This is a genomic window from Mycolicibacterium setense, assembly GCF_000805385.1.
GTDB lineage: Bacteria > Actinomycetota > Actinomycetes > Mycobacteriales > Mycobacteriaceae > Mycobacterium > Mycobacterium setense.
Genome location: NZ_JTJW01000010.1, coordinates 87,701 through 110,738, shown reverse-complemented (window position 1 = coordinate 110,738; position 23,038 = coordinate 87,701). Strand labels below are relative to the sequence as shown.

The 23,038-nt window shown below is 66.5% G+C and carries 23 protein-coding genes and 1 pseudogene; 8 read left to right on the top strand and 16 right to left on the bottom strand.

What is annotated here, in order from left to right; translation table 11 throughout:
* Positions 1–13: 13 nt before the first annotated feature.
* The 3 genes from QQ25_RS25800 to QQ25_RS25790 form a co-directional block, all read right to left on the bottom strand.
* Positions 14–2,215, bottom strand: coding sequence for a hypothetical protein (locus QQ25_RS25800; protein ID WP_052236079.1), 2,202 nt, complete (start codon positions 2,213–2,215; stop codon positions 14–16).
* A gap of 128 nt (positions 2,216–2,343) precedes the next feature.
* Positions 2,344–2,805, bottom strand: coding sequence for an SRPBCC family protein (locus QQ25_RS25795; protein WP_039382628.1), 462 nt, complete (start codon positions 2,803–2,805; stop codon positions 2,344–2,346).
* Between the two features lie 131 nt (positions 2,806–2,936).
* Positions 2,937–3,407 carry a MarR family winged helix-turn-helix transcriptional regulator gene (locus QQ25_RS25790; protein WP_039381940.1) on the bottom strand — a complete coding sequence of 157 codons (471 nt, stop codon included), beginning with the start codon at positions 3,405–3,407 and terminating at the stop codon, positions 2,937–2,939.
* A gap of 227 nt (positions 3,408–3,634) precedes the next feature.
* On the opposite strand from QQ25_RS25790, the gene QQ25_RS25785 reads away from it, so the two are divergent.
* The 3 genes from QQ25_RS25785 to QQ25_RS25775 are packed head-to-tail and all read left to right on the top strand — an operon-like array spanning position 3,635 to position 7,423.
* The gene (locus QQ25_RS25785; protein ID WP_082017687.1) at positions 3,635–4,126 is read left to right on the top strand and encodes an MmpS family transport accessory protein; all 492 of its coding nucleotides are present in this window, start codon (positions 3,635–3,637) and stop codon (positions 4,124–4,126) included.
* Entirely contained in the window at positions 4,105–6,960 is a 2,856-nt protein-coding gene (locus tag QQ25_RS25780; RefSeq protein ID WP_039381938.1) for an MMPL/RND family transporter, read from the top strand. The genes QQ25_RS25785 and QQ25_RS25780 overlap by 22 nt, the downstream gene beginning before the upstream one ends.
* A 1-nt stretch (position 6,961) precedes the next feature.
* A complete protein-coding gene (locus QQ25_RS25775) occupies positions 6,962–7,423 on the top strand; it encodes a hypothetical protein (protein ID WP_039381937.1) in 462 nt (153 codons plus the stop codon).
* On the opposite strand, the gene hchA is transcribed toward QQ25_RS25775, so the two are convergent.
* Together hchA and QQ25_RS25765 are read right to left on the bottom strand one after the other, a co-directional pair.
* Entirely contained in the window at positions 7,414–8,298 is an 885-nt protein-coding gene (gene hchA, locus QQ25_RS25770; protein ID WP_039382626.1) for a glyoxalase III HchA, read from the bottom strand. The two genes, QQ25_RS25775 and hchA, sit on opposite strands and share 10 nt — an antisense overlap.
* 83 nt (positions 8,299–8,381) lie before the next feature.
* Positions 8,382–9,206, bottom strand: a complete 825-nt coding sequence (locus QQ25_RS25765) for an LLM class F420-dependent oxidoreductase (protein WP_039324774.1) — start codon at positions 9,204–9,206, stop codon at positions 8,382–8,384.
* Positions 9,207–9,286: 80 nt separating this feature from the next.
* Here QQ25_RS25765 and QQ25_RS25760 point away from each other — a divergent pair, with 80 nt between their 5' ends.
* The gene (locus tag QQ25_RS25760; RefSeq protein WP_409370979.1) at positions 9,287–10,366 is read left to right on the top strand and encodes a glutamate--cysteine ligase; all 1,080 of its coding nucleotides are present in this window, start codon (positions 9,287–9,289) and stop codon (positions 10,364–10,366) included.
* A gap of 5 nt (positions 10,367–10,371) precedes the next feature.
* Here the strand turns inward: QQ25_RS25760 and QQ25_RS25755 are convergent.
* From QQ25_RS25755 to QQ25_RS25725, 7 genes and pseudogenes are all read right to left on the bottom strand, one after another.
* Positions 10,372–10,734 (bottom strand): annotated as a pseudogene (locus QQ25_RS25755) (gamma-glutamylcyclotransferase family protein); the annotation flags it as partial.
* Positions 10,735–10,782: 48 nt separating this feature from the next.
* Positions 10,783–12,009, bottom strand: coding sequence for an Nramp family divalent metal transporter (locus QQ25_RS25750; protein ID WP_039325110.1), 1,227 nt, complete (start codon positions 12,007–12,009; stop codon positions 10,783–10,785).
* A gap of 66 nt (positions 12,010–12,075) precedes the next feature.
* A complete protein-coding gene (locus QQ25_RS25745) occupies positions 12,076–12,375 on the bottom strand; it encodes a hypothetical protein (RefSeq protein ID WP_039381933.1) in 300 nt (99 codons plus the stop codon).
* Complete coding sequence (locus QQ25_RS25740; RefSeq protein ID WP_039381932.1) at positions 12,369–12,593, bottom strand: hypothetical protein; 225 nt, start codon at positions 12,591–12,593, stop codon at positions 12,369–12,371. The genes QQ25_RS25745 and QQ25_RS25740 overlap by 7 nt, the downstream gene beginning before the upstream one ends.
* 55 nt (positions 12,594–12,648) lie before the next feature.
* Positions 12,649–12,915, bottom strand: a complete 267-nt coding sequence (locus QQ25_RS25735; RefSeq protein WP_039381931.1) for a hypothetical protein — start codon at positions 12,913–12,915, stop codon at positions 12,649–12,651.
* Positions 12,912–14,015 (bottom strand): NAD(P)H-dependent amine dehydrogenase family protein, encoded by a 1,104-nt coding sequence (locus tag QQ25_RS25730; protein ID WP_039381929.1) that lies wholly within the window; start codon positions 14,013–14,015, stop codon positions 12,912–12,914. The genes QQ25_RS25735 and QQ25_RS25730 overlap by 4 nt, the downstream gene beginning before the upstream one ends.
* A gap of 8 nt (positions 14,016–14,023) precedes the next feature.
* Positions 14,024–14,815, bottom strand: a complete 792-nt coding sequence (locus tag QQ25_RS25725) for an SDR family oxidoreductase (RefSeq protein ID WP_039381927.1) — start codon at positions 14,813–14,815, stop codon at positions 14,024–14,026.
* Positions 14,816–15,000: 185 nt separating this feature from the next.
* Between QQ25_RS25725 and QQ25_RS25720 the strand changes: the two genes are divergently transcribed.
* Together QQ25_RS25720 and QQ25_RS25715 are read left to right on the top strand one after the other, a co-directional pair.
* Entirely contained in the window at positions 15,001–15,477 is a 477-nt protein-coding gene (locus QQ25_RS25720; RefSeq protein WP_039381925.1) for a glucose-6-phosphate dehydrogenase, read from the top strand.
* Positions 15,478–15,630: 153 nt separating this feature from the next.
* On the top strand, positions 15,631–15,954 hold the full coding sequence (locus tag QQ25_RS25715) for a hypothetical protein (RefSeq protein ID WP_234706205.1): 324 nt from the start codon (positions 15,631–15,633) through the stop codon (positions 15,952–15,954).
* Between the two features lies 1 nt (position 15,955).
* Here QQ25_RS25715 and ku read toward each other — a convergent pair whose 3' ends face one another.
* Both ku and QQ25_RS25705 read right to left on the bottom strand, forming a co-directional pair.
* Positions 15,956–16,849 carry a non-homologous end joining protein Ku gene (gene ku / locus QQ25_RS25710; protein WP_039324761.1) on the bottom strand — a complete coding sequence of 298 codons (894 nt, stop codon included), beginning with the start codon at positions 16,847–16,849 and terminating at the stop codon, positions 15,956–15,958.
* Positions 16,850–16,909: 60 nt separating this feature from the next.
* Positions 16,910–17,545 carry a pyridoxamine 5'-phosphate oxidase family protein gene (locus QQ25_RS25705; protein ID WP_039381924.1) on the bottom strand — a complete coding sequence of 212 codons (636 nt, stop codon included), beginning with the start codon at positions 17,543–17,545 and terminating at the stop codon, positions 16,910–16,912.
* A gap of 79 nt (positions 17,546–17,624) precedes the next feature.
* On the opposite strand from QQ25_RS25705, the gene pdxR reads away from it, so the two are divergent.
* Positions 17,625–19,061 (top strand): MocR-like pyridoxine biosynthesis transcription factor PdxR, encoded by a 1,437-nt coding sequence (gene pdxR, locus QQ25_RS25700; RefSeq protein WP_039381922.1) that lies wholly within the window; start codon positions 17,625–17,627, stop codon positions 19,059–19,061.
* Between the two features lie 7 nt (positions 19,062–19,068).
* Here pdxR and QQ25_RS25695 read toward each other — a convergent pair whose 3' ends face one another.
* Together QQ25_RS25695 and QQ25_RS25690 are read right to left on the bottom strand one after the other, a co-directional pair.
* The gene (locus QQ25_RS25695; protein WP_039381920.1) at positions 19,069–19,992 is read right to left on the bottom strand and encodes a carbohydrate kinase family protein; all 924 of its coding nucleotides are present in this window, start codon (positions 19,990–19,992) and stop codon (positions 19,069–19,071) included.
* Positions 19,993–20,015: 23 nt separating this feature from the next.
* Positions 20,016–20,633: a cutinase family protein gene (locus QQ25_RS25690; protein WP_052236148.1), complete on the bottom strand. Its 618-nt coding sequence runs from the start codon at positions 20,631–20,633 to the stop codon at positions 20,016–20,018.
* A 126-nt stretch (positions 20,634–20,759) separates the two neighbouring features.
* On the opposite strand from QQ25_RS25690, the gene QQ25_RS25685 reads away from it, so the two are divergent.
* A complete protein-coding gene (locus tag QQ25_RS25685; protein ID WP_039381918.1) occupies positions 20,760–23,027 on the top strand; it encodes an ATP-dependent DNA ligase in 2,268 nt (755 codons plus the stop codon).
* Positions 23,028–23,038 lie beyond the last annotated feature (11 nt).

Below are 23,038 nucleotides of genomic sequence, written 5' to 3'. Positions count from 1 at the left end.
TAGAAGCCGGGCCTCAACACATCGGAAATGATGAACACTTGGGCCCCTTTGACTTCGGCTGCTCGGGCGCCTGACGAGGCCCCGAATCCCCTCGTGGCGCCTCGTGTGCGCGCGGTGCCTGTCTCGGAGGATCTTGCCGAGCGGGCGCTTCGCGCACGGGCGGTGCTTGCCGAACGGGTGCCTCGTATGAGGGCGGGTCCTGCCTTTGGGGCGCCTCGCGCGCCGGGGCCTCAGGCGCCGGCGCTTGCTTGACCGGCGCCTCAGGGGCGGGGGCTTGTTGAACCGGGGCCTGCGTGACGGGAGCCTCCGCTGGCGGTTCCGGTGTGCTCCGCTGCTGCGGTTTTTCCCGGACCGGAGGCTGTGCCGGTGATTCTGGAGCCGTCCGCTGCCGGGGTGGCTCCTCCTGAGCCGGGGCCTCCTGTGCGGGTGGCTCCGGCGCGGCCGGCGTCTCACGAACGGGATTGTCCGGGTGCGGCGACGAGTCCTCATGGGGAGGTGTCACCGCAGGGTTGGGTGGGCTCTCCATTTTCGGCGACGTGGCCTCCGCAGGAGTATCGGGGGTCTCCGGCCTCAACTCGGGCGGCAGGGCCCCGCCGTGGTCGGGGTCGCCTGCTTTTGGCGGGATCGCAGTCTTCCCGGAGGACGGATCGGAGTCGGTTCCCGGCGAAACGTTGTCCGGTCGCGGCTCCCGCTTTTCCCGCGGTTCGTCGGCCGTGGGCGGTGTGTAGGCGGGCACCGGTTCAAGTTTGGGCGCAGTGAACTCCGGTGACACCTTCGACGGCGGAGCCGCAGGCGCAGGTGCTGTCAAAGCCGGTGGGGCAACTGATGTCTCGCGGTTTGCGGTGACTGTGTCGGGCTGCTTACGTAGCGCCGACTCCAGCGGCGGCCCGGTGAGGGTGTAGTGCCGCGGGGTCAGTTCATCGGCGAAGTCACGCGCGGATTTGTCGGCGAGGCTCTTCATCAGCGGCCGAGCCGTAGCTGTCGCCTTGTCGTTGGAGATGAACTGCGACAGTGAGGCGTTCAGGTTCACCACCGGCAGCGAGACGTGGATGTCCACGTTGACGACTGGACGAGGAGGCGCCCAGTCGCGGTGGCGCGGATTGTGCCAATCCCGGTGCCGGTTCCAGTCTCGGTACCGATCCGGGTTGAAGCCGTGGGCCTTGTTCCACTGCGTGCGCCGGTACACCGGATCGTGGATGTGGAACTTCCACTGGTAGTACTGCCTGTACGGATGGTGGCGGTCGTACCAGTCCCGCCTGCGCGGGTCACCTGGGTAGTCGCGCCTTTGACCCCATTCGTTCCAGCCGTTGCGGTCCCAGCCTTGGCGGTCGTAGCCCGCCCAGTTGTAGCCGGCCCAGTTGTATCCCCAGCGGTCATAGCCCCACCGGTCGTATCCCCAGCGGTCGTAGCCCCACCGGTCGTAACCAAGGAAGTCGAAGCCGTACTGGTTGTAGCCACCGAGGTCGTAGTTGTACCAGTCGTTGCGGTCGTAGCCGTAGAGCTGGTTCCAGGATGGATCGTAATAACCCAGGTACCCCAGGTTGGGTGTCAACGGAGGATCGACCGGCTGGGGCCAGTCCGCCAGTGGGGCGGCCGGAACATCGGGTGGGGGCGGAATGAACTCGTCGGCGCTCTGGGTCGTGTACCCCCAGGTTGGCGCGGCCGCGCTGGTCGGTGCCGCGTCGGGTGCCTGGGGCGCTGGAGGTGGCACCGGCAGCGCCGTCAGGCGTTGGACCGTATCGGGTGTGTACTGCAGAAGTTGTTGTGTCAGCTGCAAATAGAGGTTCTGCAGGCTGGTGCGTTGAGGTGATGGGGACACGTAGTCCAGGCTCTTCTTGGCCTGATTGAGTGCCGTGCGCGCGTCGGTCAACTGATCCGGTGTGGGTTGCTGTCCGCTCCCGAGAATGTCTTGCGCTTTCTTCAGGTCGTCGACGACAGCGGTCAAGGCCACCTCTTGCGCGTGGTCGGGGAAGATCGACTTCTGGACGCCCCACAACGTGCCTCCCGGCGAAGCGCGGTACGTCGCGCCGAGCAGTCCGGCGACGAGCAGCACCACCAGTCCACCGGCGATGGCCGCCTTGCCTCGGCGTGACCGGGGGATGAGCCTGCGACGCCGCGGCAGCGGCTCGGCGGGCTGCAAAGAGCGCAGGTCGAGAGGCGGGGGGATGAGTGCCGTCATGCCGATCTCCTCGATGATGACCAGTGGCCTGGTCACATCACTCCCGACCGCGTGATGTCCCGATGTCCGGGCGCCGGTGATCCGGCCCCGATATGTATGCCTAAGCAATAATAAGCATAACTAAATGCCGCTTGGCATCGCCACGGGGACCAGCGCCCTGGCTGCTATTGCTCCGAGCCCTCCACGACCGCCTTGATCCGTTCCAGGGTCTTGCGCATGTCGCGGATGTTGCGACGACGACGGAGCTGCCCACCCAGAAGTGAGAACACGGCGGTGAACGCTCCTGGTGTCATCCGGAAGGATTCGGTGACATCGGTGTCGGTTCCGGCGGGCTCCAACCGGTAGTGCCAGTTGTTGACCGACCGGTCCCCGACCAGGACCGCGAAGCCGAACTCGCGCCCCGGTTCGCACGCCGTCACCTTGCACGTCGTCCAATAGATCGGCCCGATCTCGTTGCGCTTGACGTGCCCGCGGAACCGCGCGCCGAGCGCGGGGCCGGTCGCACCGTCGAGCCACTCGGCTTCCATCACCTCCGGCGAGAACTTCCCGGTGTTACGGACGTCGGAGATGAGGTCCCAGATCTGGTCTGCCGGCGCGGGCATCCGCACCGTGACTGAGCCGTCCATGGCCATTGCGTTCGCCTCCTGGGGATCGGCGTCGACGTAGCACCGGTGCGGTCGAGAACCACGAGATTTCCGGGGTTCGCTGCGACGGTGGCCGGTGTGATCGTCGACGGGTGAAGGTCTGTGGCATCACCCTAGTCGCCGGCGATGTCCGGAGCGTCGGCGATCTCGCGCATCTGATCGACCAGCCGGGCCGCGACTTGCGCGGCCAGCCACAGTGTCGTCTGGTCATCCTCCGGCAACGCGGCCAACAGTTCGGCGATGCGTTGCTTGCGGACGACGGCACGTTCCTCCCACAGCCGGCGGCCACCCTCGCTGACCTTCACCAGGCACGCCCGTCCATCGTCGGGATCGCTACAACGTTCCAGCAGCCCTTGGCTTTCCAGACGTTGTACCAGCTGCGTCATGCCCGATTGGCTCGCCCCTTCCGCCTCGGCGAGGGCGGTGACCCGCATCGGTCCCTCCCGGTTGAGGCGGACCAGCACCAGCGTCGCGCTCGCGCTCAATCCCTTGCGATCGGCGAGGTGGCGCCACATCAGATCGGCGCTCGCCACGAGCATCGCCGAAATCGCTTCCACGCTGCTGTCGGTGGGGGTGCCGGTCACGGCTCATTTATATCATTGACAGGAAGTAAATTGAGCAATTTGAGCGCTCCCTCGCCTGGTGCGCGGTCGCGACATCAGCAGTGGCGCACCCACGGAAGTCGCGCCAATACCGGTGTTCTATGCCATCGCAGCCATTCAGTTCCTGCCTGTCAGCCTGCTGTGAATGTGTGCCCAGGTGCTGCGGACGTCTTGAGTAATGGTTCCTGTATGCGATATATATTTCCGTCATGATCGGCGAGCAACCCGTGAGCGGGCGGGGCACCCGAGGCCGTCGCGCGCGCCGCGGCCAACGAGGCCGGACCGTCCTGGGCAAGGGATGGCTGCCGCTGGTCACCGTCATCGCTCTCGTGGTCGGAGGGCTCGGGGTGTGGAAGGTGCACCAGATGTCGGAGCCGGGGCCGGTTCCGACCGTCCTGGCGGCGCAGGCGCCCGAGCAGTTCACGCCGAAGCGGCTCACCTACGAGGTGTTCGGGTCCCTCGGCAACGGCGGAATACTGAGCTACGTCGACATCGACGGGCATCCCCACAAGGTCGATGTCACCGAGCTGCCCTGGACGCACACCGAGACGACGACGCTCACCGTGGTCTCGGGCAGCATCTCGGTGCAGGTCGACGGTGGCGAGGTGGGCTGCCGGATGTTGGTGAATGACGTTGTGCGCGACGAGCAATCGTCGACCCATTCCGACGCGGACGTCACCTGCCGGGTGAAGTCGGCGTGAGTATGCATCGGGACGGCCGGCCCGTCGTCGCCCGAACGGTACGGATCCTGGCCGTGCCGATCATCGTGTTCTGGGCATTGGTGGCAGTCAGCACCAACACCTTCGTCCCGCAGGTGGAGCGCGTCGCCGAGGCGCTCGCCGGCTCGATGATCCCGAGCTACGCGCCATCGCAGGTCGCGATGCTGCGCATCGGTGAGAAGTTCCAGGAGTCCACGTCCACCAGCCTCACCATGCTGGTCCTGGAGGCCGACCGGCCGCTCGACGACGGCGATCACCGGTACTACGACGATCTGATGCAGCGGCTCAAGCACGACCCCGAGCACGTCCAGTACGTCATGGACCTGTGGGGCAAGCCGATCACCGCCGCGGGCGCCCAAAGTGTCGACGGCAAAGCGACATTCGTGTTGTTGCGGCTCGCGGGGAACATCGGGCAGTTGCAGGCGAACGAATCCGTCCAGGCGGTCCGCGACATCATCGCCGACGACACCCCGCCGCCCGGGCTGAAGGTATACGTCAGTGGGGCCGCACCGCTGGCCGCGGATACCCTGGAGATCGCCAACTCCAGCCTGAACAACATCACGATCCTGACGATCATCCTGATCGTGCTGATGCTGCTGATGGTCTACCGCTCGGTTTCCTCCCTGCTGGTGCCGTTGGTCAGCGTCCTGATCGAGATGCTGGTGGCCAAGGGTGTCATCGCCACGCTCGGGCACCTCGGCGTCATCCCGTTGTCGTCGTTCGCGGTGAACATCGTCGTGGCGCTGACACTGGGCGCCGGAACGGACTACGGGATATTCCTGCTCGGCCGCTACCAGGAGGCCCGACAGGCCGGTGAGAGCCGAGAAGCCGCGTATTACACCGCCTATCGAAGTGTCGCGCCGATCATCATCGGCTCGGGGTTGACGATCGCCGGGGCGTGTTACTGCCTGAGTCTGGCGCGCCTGGATTACTTCCACACCATGGGACCGGCCGTCGCCATCAGCATGCTGTTCACCATCGCGGCGGCCCTGACGCTGGCGCCGTCGTTGCTCACTCTCGGCAGCTTGTTCGGCCTGTTCGATCCGAAACGAGTCACCAAGGGCCACCTGTATCGGCGCATCGGGACGAGCGTGGTGCGCTGGCCCAAGCCGATCTTGGTGGCCAGCTGCGCTGTTGTCCTGGCCGGAGCGGTCTTCCTGCCGACCTATCGGGTCAGTTACGACGACCGTGCGTACCAACCGGCCGCGGCCTCGGCCAATCTCGGTTTCCAGGCCGCTGATCGCCACTTCTCGCAGAGCAAGTTGTTCAGCGAGATGCTGATGATCGAGTCCGACCACGACATGCGCAACTCGGCCGACTTCATCTCGTTGGATCGGGTCGCCAAGAGCCTGATCCGATTGCCCGGTGTCGCGATGGTGCAGAGCATCACCAGACCGCTGGGCCGCCCGTTGGAGCACGCGACGATTCCGTACCTGTTCACCACCCAGGGCAGCGGAAGCGGCCAGCAGCTGCCCTTCAACGAGCTGCAGAACGAGAACACCGACAAGCAGGCCGAGATTCAACAACGTTCGGTCGAGGTGCTGCAGCAGGTGATCGGACTGACCCAGCAGTTGTCGGACGAATTCCATTCCACCGTACTCACATTGGAGAACCTCAAACAGGTCACCGACGACGTCAACGCCGGCATTTCCAACCTCGACGATTTTCTGCGCCCGCTGAAGAACTACTTCTACTGGGAGCCGCACTGTTTCAACATCCCCGCGTGCTGGGCGATGCGCTCGCTGTTCGATTCACTGGACGGTATCGACAGCCTCGATGCCGAGATCTCCAACGCCGTCACATCCTTCGAGGCCGTCGACCGGCTGCTGCCGCAGATGATCTCGCAACTGGAGCGGATGATGTCGGACAGTCGTTCGCTGCTCGGCGTGATCACCAACAACTACGGACCGGCGCATCTGCAGACCACACAGACCGACCAGACGTATTACGACCTGATCAACGTGGGCAACGACTTCGACCGGTCTCGCAGCGACGACTTCTTCTACATTCCCAGGGAGGCGTTCGACAACGAGGACGTCAAAACCGGTATGCAGCTGATGATGTCACCGGACGGCAAGGCGGCCCGGTTCATCGTCACCCACGACGGCAACGCGATGGGGCCCGAAGGCATCGACCACGTCGAGCAGTTCCCCGACGCGATCAAGATGGCGCTGAAGGAAACGTCACTGGCCGGCGCCAAGATCTACATCGGCGGCGCCGGGTCCAACAACAAGGACATCAAGACCTACGCCGCGTCGGATCTGCTGATCGTGGCGATCGCCGCATTCGTGCTGATCTTCCTGATCATGCTGTACCTGACCCGAAGTCTGGTGGCGGCCATGGTGATTCCGGGCACGGTCGCATTCTCCTATGCCGGCGCCTTCGGGCTGTCGGTGCTGGTGTGGCAACACCTGATCGGGCTGCACCTGCACTGGTTGGTGCTACCGCTGACGTTCATCATCCTGGTGGCGGTCGGCTCGGACTACAACCTGTTGCTGATCGCGCGGGTGAAGGAGGAGACGGGCGCCGGACTCAACACCGGGCTGATCCGCGCCCTCGGAAGCACCGGCGGGGTGGTGACGTCGGCGGGTCTGGTGTTCGCATTCACGATGCTGGCGATGCTCATCAGCGACCTGCGCACCATCGGTCAGCTCGGTTCGACGGTCTGCATCGGCCTGTTGCTCGACACGCTGATCGTGCGGTCGTTCATCGTGCCATGCCTGTTGCGCCTGCTGGGCCCGTGGTTCTGGTGGCCGACGTTCATCCGGCAGCGTCCGCTGCGAAAGCGCCCCGTGCGGCAACGACAGGCGGTGTGACATGACGACTTCGAGCCTGTTCGGCCTTCTGGCGATCATCGCCTTCGCGTTGATCTGGGTATCGGCGACCGCCGCGTTCGTGTTCACCCGCCGTATGCGGGCACGGGTTCATGTGACGTCGGACCTTGCCATCGGCACGCTGGCGGCAACGCTGGGCAAGGTCCGCAAGCGCGAACCGCTCACCGATGAGGAACTGGCCCTGGCCCGGGAGGTCCTCGCCGACCGCGGCAGCATGCTGGCCCTGGCCATTCCCGCCACGCTGTTCTGCATCGGGTGCTTCTATGTGTTCGGCAGCCTCGAACAGCTGCACGGGCATACGCCCTCCGAGCGCACGTTTCTCGGCGTGATCCCGATGATCACATCCACCAACATGGCCGCCCAGGTGCTGAGAAGCGCCCGGCTGAAACGCAGGGTCGCGAAACCCACCGTGCCGGTGCCGCCTCGGGTCCCCGGTCAGGCCTGATGCTGCTGCCCGAGCGCGTCGAGCAGGCAGTCGACGGCCAGTTTGCCCAGCGCGTCGGAAGCCAGCGGACTGTCGCCCGTGAGCAGCCGGCGGTCTTGGTACACGGTGCCGGCCATGTCGTCGTTGACGATGGTGAGCCCCTGCTTGGCGAGCAGGTCGGCGACGAGCCACTGCAGACGCCCGGGCAGGTAACCGATATCGATGTTGGGCCCCTCGTCCAGCGAGTCGGGAAACACGCACACCGAATATCCGGCCAACGGTGAGCGGGCCTTGCCGAGACCGGCGGCCAGCAGTGCGGCCGGGCCGTGGCACAGGGTGATGATGAACCGGCCGTGGTCCAGGGCCCAGTTCAGTGTCTGGCCCACCGCCTCGCTGCCCGGCAGCCCGACGACCGCGCCGTGTCCGCCGGGAATGAAGACGGCGAGATAGTCGGATGTTCGCTTGAGATCTGCGACGACCTCGGAGAGCTTGAGGGGTTGTTTGAGTTTGGGTTTGAGGGCCTCGTAGGTCGATGTGACGGCGTGGTCCTCGTGGGGCATCGCCCACAGTTCCAGCTTGGCCGGATATCCGGTGATGGTCGCGACGTCGACGTCGAATCCGGTCTGCATCAGGTGGTGCAGGGGCAGCAGCATCTCCACCGGATGGTTACCCGTCGAGAACATCTTGCCGTTCTGGCACAACACATAGCGCTCTTCGGTGGCGATCATGAGTATCTTCCACCGGCCCTCGGTGTAGGCGCCTGGGTGTTCGACGCCGGCGAAGTCGGTTGTGGCTGAGGTGTACTGACTCAACGAGTAGGGCGACGGGAAGAACGCGTTGTCCTCGGCCGGATCCGGCGTGGGCGCCTTGCTGAGGTCGTCTGCGGCGTGTGACATGTCGTTCACCACTTCCTTTTCCCGGCTTGTGCGGTGAGGTCAGTGATACCCGGATTGCGCCCGGGCCATGCCGGTCAGGACATTCACCGGAGTTCGGCGATCACCTTTCCGAACGTCTCGGCATGGGCGATCTGCACGATGATGTAGGTGATGCCGTAGTTCTCACGCAGACCGCGAATGCGGTCGGCGATGGCGCTCACCGAGCCCGAGAGCACCCCGGGGTGCCGCAGGAGCTCTTCGTCGCTGAGCCCGGGTAGGAAGTGCCGGGGAACGTTGAGAATCGGCATCTCGCTGCCGGGGGCGGGCATCGCCGTGATCGCGATGTTGAGTTCCAGCTCGTCGAACCGGTCACCGGCTGCGTTGCGCAGGAACGAAATTCGCTCAGCCAATGGGTCGCTGTTGCCGTCGGTGACGCCGTCGCCGCCGGTGAGGCCGATGATGTCTGCGGTCTGGGCCGCCACCGTCAGCAGCCGGTCACCGTTACCCGCCACGAGGATAGGAATGTCGGGTGCGTGCTCACGCAGGTGGTCGATGGTGTGGCGCAGATAGTCGATACGGGCGCGCGCGCTGGGGAACGGCAGTTCGGCGGCTTCGAACTCCTCTTGCACGTAGCCCGCGCCGAGGCCGAGGTCGAAGCGCCCGTCGGACAGATCCCGCAGCGCGGTGGCGTCGCGTGCCAGCAGTGCCGGCTTGTAGAAGCCGGCATTGAGCACGAACGTCCCAATGCGCAGCGTGCTGGTCGCCGCGGCCACCGCGGTCAGTGTGGGAAAAGGGGCGGGCGCACCGAGATGGTCGGGCACGTTGAGCACGTCGAAGCCGAGATCTTCGGCCCGTCGTGCCGCGTCGGCGATCTGAGCTTGGGATCCGGTGGCGCGCAGGCTGACACCAAAGCGGAAATCGTTGGGCATCACCCGATCTTAGGCACGGCAGCTGAAGGTTTGGGGGCGTCTGCGGCGGGCAATTCTCAGCCGTGGTGAGTCTGCCGACGGTGGGTGTCGAGGAGGAGTTCCTGCTCGTCGATCCAGAGCGCGGCGAACCGATCGCTCGCAACAAACAGGTCGCCGCCTACGCCGCCGAACACGGGGTGGACCTGCAACTGGAGCTGACCAGCTGCCAGGTCGAAACCACCACGGACGTGATGGACTCCAGTAGCGCTCTGCGCTCCGAGCTGATCAGGCTCCGCCGGGTTGCCGGCGAGGCCGCCGCCGCCAGCGGGGCCCAGCTGCTGGCTGTCGGGCTGCCGCCGACCGTGCCGCACCGGTTTCCGGTGACTCCGACGGCGCGCTACCGCAGAATCGCCCACCGATTCGGCATGATCGCCCACGAACAGGGCATCTGCGGCTGCCACGTCCACGTCGCGGTGCCCAGCCGGTCGCATGCCATCTATGTGAGCAACTGGATGCGGCCTTGGCTGCATGTGTTGTTGGGGCTGACCGCCAACTCGGCGATCTACCGCAACACCGACAGCGGCTACGCCAGCTTCCGCAGCGTGCTGTGGTCGCGGTGGCCGAGCTCAGGGCCTCCGCCGCATTTCGATTCGGCCGCGCAGTACGACGCTGCCGTGGGGATGATGGAGCGGGCAGGCGCTGCGCTGGACGACGGCATGATCTATTGGGATGTCCGTCCGTCGGCGAACTTCCCGACCGTGGAAGTGCGGGTGTCCGACGTGCCGGCCACCGTGGCCGAGACGGTGCTGGTCGCCACGCTGATCCGCGCCGGGGTGATGACGGCGCTGCACGGGCACGACGACGGCCAATCGGTTCCGCGTTTGGCGGATTACCAGATTCGCGCGGCCCATTGGAAGGCCGCTCACGACGGCCTGGAGGGCGACGGCATCGATCTGTTGGGAGACCAGTCGACGGTCCCGCTGCGCGAGTTACTCGACCGATTCGTCGAATCGGTGCGGCCCGCGTTGCTCCGGTTGGGTGATTACGAGATGGTGCGTGACGAGATCGCGTGCGTCGCGGCCGAGGGCAACGGCGCGATGCGGCAGCGTCTGGCTTGGCGGAGGCGGCGCGAAATCGCCGACGTGATAGGTGAATTGGCGGCTTGTGTGGCCAAGGACTAGCCGGCCCAGCATCGCAGGAACTCGACCCATGGGTGTGGGAGCCGGTGGTGCGCCGCACCGGCCAGGATCCGTTCCAGATAGCCGGGCCGTGGCGGGCCGGGTTCGACGCGATGGTCGATGTAGACCCAGGCCGGTTCGGGCCCGCCCGCAGTGTGCACGGTCAGCCGGCCCCGGCGATAGCGCACCGGCACTCCCTCGGCGATGTCGAGTGCGGCCAGATCGTGGTCGGTGACCTGCCACAAAACGCCGTGCACATGTCCGGCGTCGAGCGGCGAGATGGTGGCCACGCCGCGTTGGTTGATCAGCCAGCCGTGGCCGTCCAGGCGCGCCGGTCGGGGATCGAGCGCGCCCGGGCAGCGCCGGGCCATCTGTGTCACGCACAGATTCGAGCCGTAGGCGAAGTACGGGTGAAGCACTCAGCCCGTCACGGTCAGATAGATCAGCACCACGTTGAGCACACTAATCAACCCGGCAACACCCCATCCGAGTGTGGTGGTGACGCGGTGGTTGACGTCGTCGCCCATCAGGGTCGGGTTGCTGGTCAACCGCACCAGCGGGATCAGAGCCAGCGGTATGCCGAAGGACAGCACGACCTGTGACAGCACCAGGGCGCGGCTGGGGTCGACGCCGATGGCCAGGATGGCCAGCGCCGGGATCAGGGTGACCAATCGGCGGAGCAACAACGGGTAGGAGCGACGCAGCAGCCCCTGCATGATCATCGCGCCCGCGTACGCGCCGACTGAGGTGGAGGCCAACCCGGAGGCCAGCAGTCCGATGGCGAACAGCAGGGCGACCGTCGGGCCCAGGGTGTCGCGGACGGCGGCGTGGGCACCCTCGATCGAGTCGGTGTTGTCGAGTCCCTGCAGGTTGGTGGCCGCGACCAGCAGCATGGCCAGGTTCACCGCACCGGCCAGCAGCATCGCGAGGCCGACGTCGAAGCGGGTGACCCGCAGCAGACGCCGTCGCCGGGCGCCCGGCTCGGGGTGGCCATGGCGGTCGCGGGCCAGGCCGGAGTGTAGGTAGACCGCGTGCGGCATCACCGTGGCGCCGAGCATCGCGGTGGCCAGCAGCAGGCTTTCGGCGCCCTGGAATCGGGGGATGAGGCCGGACGCGACGTCGGCGGCCGGAGGAGGCTCGACGAACAGGCTGGTCAGAAAGCCGATCGCGATGATCATCAGCAGTCCGGTGATCACCCGCTCGAACACCTGTTGGCCGCGGTGGTTCTGCACGCTCAGCAGTAGCAGTGACACGGCGCCGGTGATGACACCGCCCATCAGCAGCGGTAGGTCGAACAGCAGGTGTAGGGCGATCGCTCCACCCACGACTTCGGCGAGGTCGGTTGCCACCGCGACCAATTCGGCCTGTATCCAGTAGGCGATCCGGGTCGGGGTGCGCGTGTGGTCGGCGACCACTTCGGGCAGTGAGCGACCGGTGACCAGGCCCAGCTTGGCCGAGAGGTATTGCACCAGGCCGGCCATGGCGTTGGCCACGACGATGACCCAGACCAGCAGGTAGCCGAACTGTGCGCCTGCGCTGACGTTCGCGGCGACGTTCCCGGGGTCGACGTAGGCGATCGCGGCGACGAACGCCGGTCCGAGCAGTATCCAGCTCGGCGTCGTGCGCACCTTGGTGTCCTCTAACAACGTCCCCACCTTCTATCCGGGTATGCGAATAGAAAAGTTAGGGTACCCGAAACCTTGCCTCGGTGGTCAACGGCGGTGGGGGTGACGCCCTCCGCCACCACCGCCGTTGTGGTCTCCACCGCCGCCGATGTCGATCGCGATCCCAGGGATGTTGTCGTAGCAGAGCGCCGCGTACGCCGGATCGCAGCCGTAGGGAAGGTACGGCCCGTGTTGCGGGGGATTGGTGTTGATCTGCACATTGCCGGGACTCGAACAACGCGTCGCGCCACCGACATCGGTGCATTGCGGGTCGGCGGACGCCGGCGGCGCGGCGACGAGCCCTACTGCGGCGGACAAGACTGCCGTGCCGAAAATGACCTTCACCATCCAAGAATGATGCCGGTTCCGAATCCCCAGCCGTACCAGGGACCGTAGTTCATCGCCGGCGGTGAGGTGACGATCTGAGTGCTGCCGTTGGTTTGGCATTGCGTGGTGGTCGGTCCGGTGTTGGTGCACTTGGGTGCGGCAGAACCGGCCGGGGCCGTGAGAATCGCGAAACACGGCACCGCCAGCAACGCGGCCAGGCACCGAGAGATGTTGGTCATGACCTGCTCCGATCGCTGGAGCAAGTCTACGTCTGAAAAGTGTTGTCAGCGCTGGTCAGAGAACGAAGAACTCGTCGTCCCAGGGAAACATCCCGTAACCGGGCTGTGGCGGGGTGGAGTCGATCTGCACGTTGCCTTCCGACGCGCACTCGGTGGTCTGCCCGCCCTCGACCGAACTGCCGCCCGTCACCTCGCACTGCGGCAGCAGGCGAGGTTCGCTCGGAGCGCTGGGTTCGGCCGAGGCCAGCGGGGCCAAGGCGATCGCCGCGGAAGCGCCGCCGGCGATCAGACAACCGGTGAGCGTGGTGAAGCGAATTCTCATGGCAGCGATCCTTCCAACGGGGTTCTAGCCGCAGCGTACAGACCCCGACCGGTGATCAACGGCAGATCGAGCGTGGTCACGATGCCCGGATCCGCGGCCACCACGGCCGGGATCGCGTTGACCACCCGCGCCGCGGTGGCGACCAGACCGGCGTGGTTGTGGTCGCCGTTGGGGCTGCTCAGGCACAAATCCAGCGTGTAGGAGGGTTCGCCGGTCACCACAACGCGGTACGAGCCGCCCTCCTGGGCGGGTTGGGGCCATTCCGGGCACAGGTCTGCGCGCAGCCGCGTCACGTGCTCCAGCACCACTGCGGCCTTTCCGTCGCGCATGCCGCGTACCTCGAACCGCAATGCCGCGGTGGTGCCGGCCGGGATGTGCCCGGCCGCGATGTCGAAGTCCTCGGGCGCCGGGACCCGGGTGTGCTCCTCGGTCACCTCGTCGAGCTCGATGCCGACGCCGGCGGCGAGCTGCCGGACCACCGAACCCCAGGCCAGGCTGAGTACGCCCGGTTGCAGCAGCATGGGGGTTTCGTCGATGGGCTTGCCGAAGCCCATCACATCGAACATCACCGCCGCACTGTTGTAGGTGGCGTAGTCGACGATCTCCATGCACCGGATCTGCTCGATCTGCTGACAGGTGCCGGCAAGAGCAAGGGGCAGAAGGTCATTGGCGAAACCGGGGTCGATACCGTTCACGAAGATGCTGGCGCCGCCCGCCTCGGCGGCACTCTCGATGGGCTCGATCAGCTCGGCCGGCAGGACTCCCCACGGGTACTGCAGGAACACCGCGGAGCTGGCCACCACGTTGACCCCGGCAGCCAGGATGCGCCGGTAATCCTCGAGTGCCTCGGGCAACCGGTGGTCGGCCAGAGCGGTGTACACCACGCAGTCCGGCTTGTCGGCCAGAATGGCGTCCAGATCATCGGTGGCCAGAACTCCGGTCGAAACATCAAGGCCGGCAAGCTCTCCCGCGTCTTTACCGGCCTTGGCCGCCGAGGACACCCAGACTCCGATGAGTTCGTAGTCCGGATTGGTGACGAGTTGCGCGAGCGCATGCTTGCCGACGTTTCCGGTGCCGACCGCCGCAACGCGAATGGTCATTGTTCTCCTCAGAGGTCGGGGATGGGCAGATCGAGGTTGGGCATGTTCAGGCCGCCGTCGACTTCGAGCACCTTGCCGGTCAGGTAGCTGCCCGCCGGGGAAGACAGATACACCGCGGCGGCGGCGATGTCGGCCGGGTCGCCGAGCCGACGCAGCGGGGTGGCCTTCTCCATCGGATCACGCAACGCGTCGTTGGAGGCGACGATGTCCAGCGCCGAGGTGAGGATCGACCCCGGGGCGATGGCGTTGACGCGGATGCGGGGGCACAGATCCAGTGCGGAGAGCCGGGTGTAGTGCGCGAGGGCGGCTTTCGCGGTGCCGTAGGCGGCGAATCCGCGTCCGGCCAGGCGCCCCACCGTCGAGGTGATGTTGATGATGCTGCCGCCGCCGGAGTGCTCGAGCATCAGCGGCACGGCCGCACACGTCAGCGCATGCGCGGTCGACACGTTGAAGGTGAACGCGTCGCGCAGGTCCTTGGTCGAGGTGTTCAGCAGCGGCGCGGGCATGGTGCCGCCGACGTTGTTGACGACGATGTCTAGTTTCCCGAACGCCTCCACCGCGGCGGCCGCGAGCTCGGCGGTGGCCTCGGGGTGGGCGAGGTCGGCGACGACGACGTGCGCCTTGCGTCCGGTCTCGGCGATCTGGGCGGCCACCTCGTCGAGTTGAGCCTGTGTGCGGGCCGCGATGAGCACGTCGGCACCAGCTTCGGCGAAAGCGAGCGCGGTGGCGGCACCCAGCCCACGCCCCGCTCCCGTCACGATCGCGACCTTGTCGTCGAGGCGGAATCTGTCCAGAATCACGTGCGCTCCGTTCTGTGGCTCGGCGCCACGCTAGCAGGGTCGTACGCCGGCTGTGGGCTGTTTCTGAAACACGTTCTAGTCGTCCCGCATGTTGCTTCGCGTGTCGCGATGGGTTGCCCAAAGCCGCTGCGCGGCCGCCGGGTGCGGGCGCACAATTGAGGGGTCAGCTCAAGGTGGGAGCCGCAATGACCCAGCAGCGCTATGACTTCTTCGGCGACGTTTTCGCGCGGTACTTCAGCCCCGCGATCGACCACTACCCGTCGACGGCGGGCACCCTCGTCCACCGGCTGCTGGCATGCACCGATGACCTGCAGGACCGGTTGGCCTCGGCCCGAATGGCAGCGGAAGCATGGGGTGAGCAGGAGCTGGGTCAGCCGGGCCCTGTGCATGCGGCATCGGAGTTGTTCGTCATCACTCAGTGCGGCCTGATGTACGGCGCGCGGTTCGTCGACGCTCGTCACGGCCTCTACTACCTGGCGACCCCGCGCACGATGTTCGACGGATTCGTCGATCAGATCGACCACACACCCCTGCGGCCGGCCGCGGTGGTCGCCGTCGATCGCCGGTGCAGCCATGACCTCGAGTCGGCCCATCCCATGGACGCGGCGCTGCGCCGGATTCTGGATGAACACGAGGCCCTACGCGTCGACGTTCCGGCCTGACGGCGGTTCCGCTGCCTCGATGTAAACACAGTGTTTCCGCGGTGTTCGCTGTGCGTTAACCAGTGTGGATTCGGTATGAGTCTGTCGGACAACGGAATTCGGCGACTTACGGTTTAGCCCACTTCAACGGAATCGGAAGGATCGGCTAATCCAGTGACGCAGAACATGAGGAACGTGCTTGCCGTAGGTGTCGGGCTGTGTGGACTCGGAGCGGCATCGGCCGCGACGGCTGCCGCCGCACCGAGCGAGGCGTCGGCGAGCGAGACCATCAGTCAGTTGCAGAGTGAGGGATACCGGGTGATCTTGAGCAAGGTCGGCACCAAAGCGATCGACGAGTGCACGGTGAGCGCCGTCCGCCAAGGGCGTTCGGTCACCGGACCGCAGGTACCGGCCGGTGCGGCAAGCATCACGTCGTTCAACCCCGGACAGAACCTGCAGTACACAACGGTGTACGTGGATCTGGATTGCCGCCGCTGAGCTACTTCTTGGCGGCGGCCTTCTTGGCCGGAGCCTTCTTCGCAGCCTTTTTCGCCGGTGCTTTCTTGGCGGGCGCCTTTTTGGCGGGCTCCTTGGAATCGCCGCCGCCGCGGGCCTTCACGCTGGCCTCCAGCTTGGCCAGCAGGTCGGACACATCCTCGGTCTCGTCGAGTTCGGTGGGCTGCTCTTCGACCGCGAATGCCTCTCCGCCTTCGAGTTTCGCCTGAACCAGCTCATGCAGCTGTTCCTGATAGTCGTCGCGGAACCGGTCCGGTTTGAAGTCGTCGGTCATCGACTCCACGACCTGACCGGCCATCTTCAACTCGGCCGGCTTGATCTCGACTTCCTTGTCCAGCACCGGGAAATCCGGATCGCGGATCTCATCGGGCCACAGCAGGGTGTGGATCACCATGACGTTGCGCTTGCTGAAGTCCTTGACCCGCAACGCGGCCAGCCGCGTCTTGTTGCGCAGCGAGAAGTGCACGATGGCCACCCGCTCGGTCTCGGCGAGAGTCTTGGCCAACAGCACATATGACTTCGAGGACTTCGAGTCGGGCTCCAGGAAGTAGCTCTTGTCGTACATCAACGGATCGAGCTGCTCGGCCGGGATGAACTCGACGACCTCGATCTCGCGACTGCGCTCTTCGGGCAGCGTGGCGATGTCCTCGTCGGTGATCACCACCATCTGTCCGTCGTCGGATTCGAACGCCTTGTTGATATCGCGGAACTCGACGACCTCGCCACATACTTCGCAGACCCGCTTGTAGCGGATCCGCCCATTGTCCTTGGCGTGGACCTGATGGAACTTGATGTCGTGGTCCTCGGTCGCGCTGTAGACCTTGACCGGCACGTTCACCAGGCCGAAGGCGATCGAACCCTTCCAGATGGATCGCATTTGCCCAGTATGGCTTGATATCGGCGCGTGTGCGAAGAACCAGCGGCTCGGTGCGCCGCGTCAGCTGCCCTTGACCAGGCGGTACACCGACTCGGGCGGCTCGACATCCGTGCCGATCCACGGCGCGGGGACCGGATCACCGGCCACGGTCCGCAATGGCACCACTCCGGCCCATCCGCCGGAATCGGCCGCGTCATCCGGTAGTTCTGGCGGTGCGTCGCGCACCTTGACGGTCCAGCCGTCGGGCGTGATCGGGAGGGCCATCGTCAGCGTCGCGGCGAGCTCCTTCTTGGTGCTGGACCGCACCTCCGAACTGCGGCCGGGAATCAGTGAATCGCTCATCAGATTCAGTGCGTAGGCGGCCTCACCCGGATCGATGACGGCCAGGTGCCCGCGTACGACAGCTGATCGATAGTTGGCCGTGGAGTCGAAAAGCGTGTCCGCCACCACGATTCCGTCGAGAAGAGTCACGCAGAACGCGGCAGGCGACCCGGCCGCGACGTGTCGCAGGGCTCCGGCCCCCGTCGACCCGTGCAGGATCACCCGATCGCCGTCGCGGGCGTAGAGCATGGGCACGACCCACGGTTGTCCGTCCACCACGGTCGCGAGCGTCCCCACGGACGCAGCGTCGAGCACCGAGTCGAGGTCGGTGCGATGGCCGCGGGCGTGTTCCTGGAGTCTCCTGATCTGCTTCACGCCCTGAATTCTGGCGCTATTCCGGCATGGCCAGAAGATCCAGAATTGGCGAAGAAGGGCAGACCACTATTGTGGCGGCATGGCGCGCCACGCACCCGAGCTGCACCTGGCATTGCGGCTTCCCGACGACGGGTCACCGCTGCGCCAGCGCGTCGCGGCGGCCATCATCGAACAGATCCGGCTGGGCCGGCTCGGTCCCGGCGACCTGCTGCCATCGACACGCGGCCTGGCTGCCGAACTCGCCGTGGCCCGCTCGTCGGTGGTCGACGCGTACGACGAGCTCGCCGCCGCGGGCTACACCACCGCTCGGCTCGGATCGGGCACCCGGATCGCCGACGGCGCCGACGCCGCAGCCCGCGCAGGTGCGGCTTCGCACGTCGACTCGAGCGGCGCGGCCGCCGCGCCGCCACCCGAACCGCGTCAGCAGCCGCCGGCGTGGGATCTCATGCCCGGTCACCCCGATCCGCAGCTGATCTCGACCACTGACTGGCGGCGTGCCTGGCGGGCCGCCGCGGCCGCACCCGTTCCGGCCCTCGCAGCAGGGCCGGACGGGCATGCCGAACTCCGTCTGGCACTGGCCGGCCATCTTCGGCGCACCCGCGGCATCGTCGCCGACCCCGGTGAACTGATCATCGTGCCCGGCGTGGCCTCGGCACTGCGTACCGTCACCGCGGCCGCCGGTCTGACCGGCCACGACATCGCGTTCGAGGAACCGGGTTATGACGAGGCGCGGCGGGCGTTCGAGTTGTGCGGAGCCCGGCCCCGCGCCGTGCCGGTCGACGCAGACGGCCTCGACCCGGAAGCGTTGCGGGATTCCGATGCGGCCGTGTATTGCACTCCGGCACATCAGTATCCGCTCGGGGCGCGACTACCCGTGTCCCGCCGTGCCCGCCTGGTTCACTGGGCGGCCCGGACCGGCAGCCTGCTCATCGAGGACGACTACGACGGCGAATTCCGGTACGACGTCTCCGCACTGCCCGCAATGCGCGGTATCGACGGCGGCCGAGACCGCGTGGTCTACATCGGGACGGCGTCCAAGATGCTCACGCCCACGCTCCGGATCGCCTGGCTGCTGCCACCGCCGGCTCTGCGGCACGCGGTGGTCGATGCGCTGAACGCCAGTGGTGAATCAGTCTGCGGGGTAACCTCTCTCGCGCTGGCGCGGTTCATCGAGTCGGGTGCGATGACCCGTCACCTCGCCAGGGCGGCCCGGACGTACGCGGCGCGGCGGGCAGCGCTCGTCGAAGCGCTCGAAACGCATTGCACAGGTGCAGGACTGGAGGGAGTCGAGGCGGGGCTTCACCTGGTGCTCCGGCTGCCTGACGGGAGCGACGACATCGCGATCGCTGCCGCACTCCGTGATCGGGGTGTCAGCGTCTCGCCGCTGGCTGCGTACTATTCGGGCTCCTCGGAGGCCGCCGGCGCCCAGGGGCTGGTGTGCGGATACGCCCGCCTGGCCGAGACGCAGGCTCACCTGGTGGCCGAGCTCATCGCGGACGTGATCGGCCGCGCCTGACCGCCACTCACGCCTGTGCCGCGGCGTCCCGCGCGGCGACGTCCGGCAGGTCGGCACCGGGGCGGGCCACTGTCAACGCCGCCGACAGCGCCGCGGACTCCAGGACATCTTCGAGGGCCTCGGTGCCTATCCGCCCCAGCTCGCGACGGTGGTCTGCGCCGAGTAACCCCAACGACCACACCGCATCGAGCAGGCCCACCATGAAGGCATCGCCGGCCCCGACGGTGTCCGCCACCTGCACCGGCCGCGCCGGAACCGACACCGTGCCCGCCCGGCACACCGCGAAGGCGCCCCGCTCGCCCGAGGTCACCGCGACGATTGACGGGCCCACCTCCAGCCAGGCCCGCGCGATCTGTTCGGGGGAGTGCCGGGGATCCATCCAGCGCAGGTCCTGCTCGGAGGCTTTGACGATGTCAGCGCGCTCGACGAGCCGGTCGATGCGCCCGCGGGCGATGTCGGCGTCCCGGATCACGGCCGGCCGGATGTTGGGATCGAAGCTGATGGTTGCCGACATGCGGTAGGCGTCGAGCAGAGCGGCGGCAGCGCGGCAGCCCGGCTCCAGCACGGTGGCGATCGAACCTGTGTGGACCAGCAGCGGCGTGGCCACCTCGGGTGTGCCTGCCAGCTGCCAGTCGATGTCGAAGCTGTAATGAGCCGATCCGGCGGAGTCCAGGGTGGCCAGCGCGGAAGGTGTTCGGCTGGCTGTCGTGCTACCCGAAACCAGTTGCACACCAGAGTTTTCCACATAATCGGCGATGCGCCGGCCCCGGTCGTCCCCGGCGATGTGGGTGAGGAAGTCGACGCCGCGGCCCAACCGGCCGAGGCCGACGGCCACGTTGAGCGGGCTGCCGCCGACATATTCACCACTGATCCTGCCGTCGCTCTCGACGACGTCGATCAGCGCCTCGCCAATGACCAGGGCCCGGCTCATGGCTCCATCGTAGGTGGCGTGGGCTAGAGCCGTCCCGCGATGAAACCAGCCGCCTGATCGGGATAGGGCGGAAGTTCGTAGTTGCTGTGCGCGGCGCGGGTGCGTCCCCCCTGGATACAGATCGGATCGCCGGGGCTGCACAGGTCGATGGCCCGTCCGGCGAACTGCCCGGTGCCCGACAGCGGTGTGCCGAACCTGTTGCCTGGATTGCCGAACACCGCGACCGCGGCCACCCGGTCAGCGCTGTACGGCGGCAACGGGGGAGCCGAGCCGATTGTGCCGATCCGGTCACCGATCGGCGGTACCCCGGCCAGCATCGACACTGCCGCCGCTCCTTGTGAGAAGCCGCCGAGCACAACCCGGGTGCCGGGGCATTGATCGGCCAGCCAGGCGATGTGACCGGCCGCGTCGTTCGCGCCGTCGGCGGTCGTGAGGAAGTTGATCCCGGCCGGGTAGTTGACCGCGTAGACGCCGAGGTTGCGGGGCGCGACCAGGGCTGCGAGCCGGTCGACCATCGCCTGGCCCACCCGGCCGATGCCGGGCGGCTCGCCGGTGCCGCGGGCGAACACCACTTCGATGTCCGAGCAAGGTTCGGCGGTTGCCGCGGGCGCTGGACCGCCGAAAACGGCCGCCGCGGGCATCAATACGGCCAGCGCCATTCGCGGGAGCAAACTGTGCAGACGGTTGGAGGCCATCGGGACATGCTCACATGTCGACGGGGTCTGTGTCTCGGATGTGGGTATACGTTTGCGTCATGGAGGGGCGTCGTGGAGCGCTATGAGCGGGTTCGGCTGACGAACCCAGACAAGGTGCTCTATCCCGCGTCGGGCACCACCAAAGCCGAGGTGTTCGACTACTACCTGAGCATCGCCGAGGTGATGCTGCCGCACATCGCCGGGCGGCCGGTGACCCGCAAGCGCTGGCCCAACGGGGTTGCCGAGGCGTCGTTCTTCGAAAAGCAGCTGGCCTCTTCGGCCCCGGAGTGGCTGGAGCGCGGCACCATCGTGCACAAATCCGGGACCACGGCGTACCCCGTCATCAACACCCGCGAGGGCCTGGCATGGATCGGGCAGCAGGCTTCGCTGGAAGTGCATGTGCCGCAATGGCGGTTCACCCCCGACGGAAGTCAGGGCCCGGCCACCCGCATCGTGTTCGACCTCGATCCCGGCGAGGGCGTCACCATGCCGCAATTGTGCGAGGTGGCCCAGGCGGTGCGCGATCTGATGGGCGATATCGGGTTGACGACGTACCCGCTCACCAGCGGCAGCAAGGGCTTGCACCTGTATGTGCCGCTGGCAGATCCGATCAGCTCCCGGGGGGCCTCGGTACTGGCCAAGCGAGTGGCAGTGCAACTGGAACAGGCGATGCCCAAACTGGTCACCGCCACCATGACCCGCAGCCTGCGGGCGCAGAAGGTGTTCCTGGACTGGAGTCAGAACAGCGGGGCCAAGACCACCATCGCGCCCTACTCGCTGCGAGGACGGGAGCATCCGACCGTCGCCGCGCCGCGGAGCTGGGAGGAAATCGGTGATCCGGATCTGCGCCACCTGCGCTTCGATGAAGTGCTGCAACGGGTTTCCGATGACGGCGACCTACTGGCCGGGCTCGACGAAGACGTGCCTGGGGCGGACAAACTCACCACGTACCGCAGCATGCGTGACGCCGCCAAGACTCCTGAGCCGGTGCCGCGGGAATCGCCCGCGACGGGCAACAACGACAAGTTCGTCATCCAGGAGCACCACGCCAGACGGCTGCACTACGACTTCCGGCTCGAGCGCGACGGCGTACTGGTGAGCTGGGCCGTACCCAAGAATCTTCCGGACACCACATCGGTGAATCACCTTGCCGTGCACACCGAGGATCACCCGATGGAATATCTGACGTTCCACGGCGAGATACCCAAGGGCGAGTACGGCGGTGGCAAGGTCATCGTCTGGGATACCGGCACGTACGAGGCCGAGAAGTTCAACGACAATGCGCCCGACGGCCCGGACAAGGGTGGGGAGGTCATCGTCACGCTGCACGGGGAGAAGATCTCCGGGCGTTACGCGCTGATCCAGACCGACGGCAAGAACTGGCTCGCGCACCGGATGAAAGAGCAGAAGTCGGCCGATCCCAAGGATTTCGCGCCGATGCTGGCGACAGAAGGTTCGGTGGCCAAGCTGAAGGCCACGCAGTGGGCGTTCGAGGGCAAATGGGACGGCTACCGTTTGCTGGTCGAGGCCGATCATGGCCGGCTGCAACTGCGTTCGCGCCGCGGGCGGGACGTGACCGCCGAGTATCCGCAATTGCGGGCACTGGCAGCCGACCTCGCCGAACACCATGTGGTGCTCGACGGTGAGGCGGTGGCGCTCGACGACCACGGGGTGCCCAGCTTCGGCGAGATGCAGAACCGGGCCCGCTCCACCCGGGTGGAGTTCTGGGCCTTCGACGTGCTGTGGCTCGACGGCAGATCCCTGCTGCGGGCCAAGTATTCGGATCGTCGAAAGGTGTTGGATGCCTTGGCCGTCGGCGGTGGACTCATCGTGCCCGAGCAGCTGGCCGGTGACGGTCCCGAGGCCATGGAACATGCCCGCAAGAGTCGCTTCGAAGGTGTGGTCGCCAAGAAACGGGATTCGACCTATCAGCCGGGCCGGCGCTCGGCGTCGTGGATCAAGGACAAGATCTGGAACACCCAGGAAGTGGTGATCGGCGGCTGGCGTCAAGGTGAGGGCGGGCGCAGCAGCGGCATCGGCGCCCTGGTGCTCGGCGTGCCCGGCCCCGACGGCCTGCACTTCGCCGGGCGCGTCGGTACCGGGTTCACCGAGAAAGAGCTGGCAAAGCTCAAAGGCATACTGAAACCGTTGCATACCAAGGAGTCACCGTTCGTCGAGCCCTTGCCGAAGCTCGATGCCAAGGGCGTCACATTCGTACGGCCAGAACTCGTGGGGGAGGTGCGCTACAGCGAGCGCACCTCGGACCACCGGTTGCGCCAGCCCAGCTGGCGTGGGCTACGGCCGGACAAGACACCCGATGAAGTGGTGTGGGAATCGTGATTCCCGGAAGC

Excerpts from the sequence above, each read along its gene's own strand:
- QQ25_RS25695 (WP_039381920.1), bottom strand. The coding sequence starts at position 19,992 with ATGAGCCGGGCCCTGGTCATTGGCGAGGCGCTGATCGACGTCGTCGAG.
- QQ25_RS25690 (WP_052236148.1), bottom strand. The coding sequence starts at position 20,633 with ATGCCCGCGGCGGCCGTTTTCGGCGGTCCAGCGCCCGCGGCAACCGCC.
- QQ25_RS25740 (WP_039381932.1), bottom strand. The coding sequence starts at position 12,593 with ATGACCAACATCTCTCGGTGCCTGGCCGCGTTGCTGGCGGTGCCGTGT.
- QQ25_RS25730 (WP_039381929.1), bottom strand. The coding sequence starts at position 14,015 with ATGACCATTCGCGTTGCGGCGGTCGGCACCGGAAACGTCGGCAAGCAT.
- QQ25_RS25785 (WP_082017687.1), top strand. The coding sequence starts at position 3,635 with ATGATCGGCGAGCAACCCGTGAGCGGGCGGGGCACCCGAGGCCGTCGC.
- QQ25_RS25765 (WP_039324774.1), bottom strand. The coding sequence starts at position 9,206 with ATGCCCAACGATTTCCGCTTTGGTGTCAGCCTGCGCGCCACCGGATCC.
- QQ25_RS25775 (WP_039381937.1), top strand. The coding sequence starts at position 6,962 with ATGACGACTTCGAGCCTGTTCGGCCTTCTGGCGATCATCGCCTTCGCG.
- hchA (WP_039382626.1), bottom strand. The coding sequence starts at position 8,298 with ATGTCACACGCCGCAGACGACCTCAGCAAGGCGCCCACGCCGGATCCG.
- QQ25_RS25745 (WP_039381933.1), bottom strand. The coding sequence starts at position 12,375 with ATGGTGAAGGTCATTTTCGGCACGGCAGTCTTGTCCGCCGCAGTAGGG.
- ku (WP_039324761.1), bottom strand. The coding sequence starts at position 16,849 with ATGCGATCCATCTGGAAGGGTTCGATCGCCTTCGGCCTGGTGAACGTG.
- QQ25_RS25735 (WP_039381931.1), bottom strand. The coding sequence starts at position 12,915 with ATGAGAATTCGCTTCACCACGCTCACCGGTTGTCTGATCGCCGGCGGC.
- QQ25_RS25795 (WP_039382628.1), bottom strand. The coding sequence starts at position 2,805 with ATGGACGGCTCAGTCACGGTGCGGATGCCCGCGCCGGCAGACCAGATC.
- QQ25_RS25720 (WP_039381925.1), top strand. The coding sequence starts at position 15,001 with ATGACCCAGCAGCGCTATGACTTCTTCGGCGACGTTTTCGCGCGGTAC.
- pdxR (WP_039381922.1), top strand. The coding sequence starts at position 17,625 with ATGGCGCGCCACGCACCCGAGCTGCACCTGGCATTGCGGCTTCCCGAC.